Annotated in this window: 1 protein-coding gene; it reads right to left on the bottom strand. The window is 64.9% G+C overall.

The genetic code is table 11. From position 1 onward, the window contains the following. Positions 1–1,077: VCBS domain-containing protein (locus M2361_RS28975; protein ID WP_259253214.1), on the bottom strand; the 1,077-nt coding region annotated here is incomplete at both ends.

Below are 1,077 nucleotides of genomic sequence, written 5' to 3'. Positions count from 1 at the left end.
GTCCACCTTGTAGGTGTACGTGCCGTCGGCGTTCATGGTGACTGCGCCCAGCTGGCCACCGGCATGCGTGCTGCCGGTGAACTTGAGGGAGCTCGTATTGAAGGTCGACTCGCCGGCGTCGGCGTCGCTGATGGTGACCGCGCCGTTCACACTGAGCTTGCCGGCCGACACGCCGACGTCTTCGGTGACCGACTTCGCGTCATTGGTCACCACGGGGATGTCGTTGGTGCCAGTGATCGTAATGGTCAGCACTGCTTCGCTGGAATCGCCGTCCGCGTCGGTAACGGTGTAGCGGATCGTTTCAGTCAGCAGTTGGCCTGCCTTCAGGGCTTGCACCGCGGCCAGGCTGTTGTTGAGCTGATACGACCAGGTACCGTCGCCATTGTCGACGAGCTGCCCGTACTTGGCATCACCGGTGTTGAGGACGGCCGTGACCGCGTCAGCGCCGAGCGTGTCGTTGGTCAGCACGTTTCCAATGATCGGAGCGATCGTGTCGTCGGTGATGTCAGCCGTGTCGTCATTGGCGACCGGGGCGGTGTCGAGGATCTGGATGACCAGGTCGTTGCTGGTGGACACGCCGGCCACGTCGGTGACGGTGACGGTGATGTTGTCCTTGACGGCATCATCGCCCGCGGTGTGGTCATCGGCGCCGCCCGTCTCCTGGTAGGAGTAGGAGATCGTGCCGGTGGCGGCGTTGTAGCCGGTGACGGTCAGGATGCCCTTGTCGGTGGTGATGACAACGGGGTTGGCGGCGCTGGCGCCGGTGACGTCCTTGCCGCCGACGGTGACGCCGGCCACGCCGGCTTCGGCGGAGACGGTCACGGAGCCCGTGACGGTGTTGCCGGTGCCTTCGACCACGCTGTTGTGCGCGCTGGAGACGTTGCCGTCGCTGTCCTCGGGGGTGATGACCGGGGGGCCATCGGTCTGGCCGTTGATGCTGAAGTTCAGGTTGGCCGTGGACGTATCGCCATCGGCGTCGGCTACGGTGTAGCCCAGCGTGAAGTTCAGCTTGTCGCTGGCGTTCAGCGCCTGCACGGCAGGCTTGGTGTTGTCGAGCTTGAACGCCCAGGTGCCGTC

This window comes from Achromobacter sp. JUb104 (assembly GCF_024806975.1).
In the GTDB taxonomy this organism is placed as follows: domain Bacteria; phylum Pseudomonadota; class Gammaproteobacteria; order Burkholderiales; family Burkholderiaceae_B; genus Achromobacter; species Achromobacter spanius.
This window is presented reverse-complemented; position numbering and strand designations above follow the sequence as displayed.